We start from the raw sequence: 1,919 nt of genomic DNA on the forward strand, positions 1-1,919 counted from the left end.
AACCGCCTCTCTTGGGAGGCGGTTTTTTTAATGGCTTCAGCCGGTTGAATGATTCGTGCGCAAGCGTTGCATGAGGATTCATAGGAATAGCGGATGCCGGGGGCGGCGGGGAAATTAACGGCTGGAGTGCAGCTATTTTCACCGATTCTGGGGTTATTCCGAAAATAGCTGCGATAATGCAGTTAATTGCACGAAAAAAGCCGATTTTCTCAAAATCACAGAAAATAACTGTACCTGTGCGACTATTTAGCGGATTAGATAAAAATGTGGGAAAATAACGGCATCTGCGCACTTATTAGGATGAGTTCATCCCATTCAGTTCCTGCTTGCTAGCGAGGTAAGGGGCTAGGCATGAGTCCATCTGCCAAGCTGAAGCTGATAGATATGACCTGGAAGAAGAAGATCCCCGGCGAGGAGCGTTTCCAAGCGCACAGGGAAATGTTAAAATGTGATTAATCAAAATCAAAATGAAACTTGATTTCGCAGCGTGGAAAACGGAGGGGCTTAGATGGATCGGACGATAACGGAGACGGAGTACACCCTGCAGGAGCGGCTGCATCGGCTGCGGGACTTGCTGGAGGGAGAAGGGGATCTGACCGCGGAGGCGGAGCTGCGCGAGGTTGGCGATAAGCTGGGCCGGCGGGAGCTGGTAGCGGCGTTTTGCGGCCATTTTTCGGCGGGGAAGTCGAGTCTGATTAACGCATTATGCGGAAAATCGGTGATGCCGGCCAGTCCGCTTCCGACCAGTGCCAATGTGGTGCTGATCCGGGAAGGGGAACCGCGCGCGCTGCTGACGCCGGCCGATCCGGCTAAACCTAAGGTGGAAGTGCCGGTGGACGAGGTGGCGGCTTATTGCCGCAACGGCGAAGAATATGCCCGCGTCGAGCTTTGGGATCAGGTGAAGCTGCCGCCTCGCGGCGGCGTTCTGCTGGATACCCCGGGGGTGGACTCGAATGATGCCGGTCATGCGATGGCGACCCACTCCGCTTTGCATCTGGCGGACGTTGTGTTTTATGTGATGGATTATAATCACGTGTCCTCGGAGACGAATCTAAGCTTTGCCAAATCGCTGAGCGATTACGGGAAGCCGGTATATATGGTTGTGAACCAAATTGATAAGCACCGGGAAGAGGAGCTGGCCTTTACGGACTATCAGGCGTCGGTCAGCCAGGCTTTTCAGGCATGGAATATCGCGGCGAAGGGGATCTTTTATCTATCTTTAAAACAGGACGATGCTCCCGGGAATATGCTGCCGCAGCTGCGGGAAGCCATTCGCGCCTTGTTTGATCAGGGAGACGGATTGCTGGAATACGGCGCTTATGCCTCGGCAGCCCAGTCGGTGGAAGGTTACCTGGCCCGGGCTTCTGAGGCGGAGCAAGCTCGGCGTGAACAGCTAACGGCGGAGGCTGGCGGCGACACGAACGTCGCGGCGATGGAGGAAGAGCTGCGGCAACTGGAGCTGGCGGACCTGTCGGCGGAGAAGGCATGGGAGCCGCGGAAGCTGGAATGGCTGCGTCGCATCGGCAGCTTGCTGGATACGGCGCAGTTGATGACGCCGCCGCTGCGGGAGCTTGCGGGTCGATATCTGGAGAGCCAGGCCCCGGGCTTTAAAGCGAAGGGCTGGTTCGCCGGCGGGAAGACGGAAGCAGAGAAGCAGAAGCGTCAGAGCGAATTCCTGCAAGCGCTTGGGGAACAAGCGGAAGCGCAGTTGGATTGGCATGTGCGCCAGGAGCTGCGGGCGATCGGCCAGGAGCTGGAGCTCTGGAGCGAAGCCTGGGAGCAGCAGCTCGATGAGCGGATGCCCAAGCCGGCGGAGGCGTGGATCACGGAGCCGCTTCCGGGCGGAGCGACGCTGTCCGGCGAGTCGACGCTGCACTACGCAGCGGCGGTCGGCACCGCCATCGCCGCGCGCTACCGCC

General features: G+C 58.2%; 1 protein-coding gene. It reads left to right on the forward strand.

Annotated features, from left to right (window positions below; translation table 11 throughout):
* Positions 1-508 precede the first annotated feature (508 nt).
* A partial coding sequence (locus tag BN3795_RS14600) for a dynamin family protein (protein WP_198524723.1) occupies positions 509-1,919 on the forward strand: 1,411 nt, incomplete at its 3' end.

Source organism: Paenibacillus phocaeensis, from assembly GCF_900021165.1.
Lineage (GTDB): Bacteria > Bacillota > Bacilli > Paenibacillales > Paenibacillaceae > Fontibacillus > Fontibacillus phocaensis.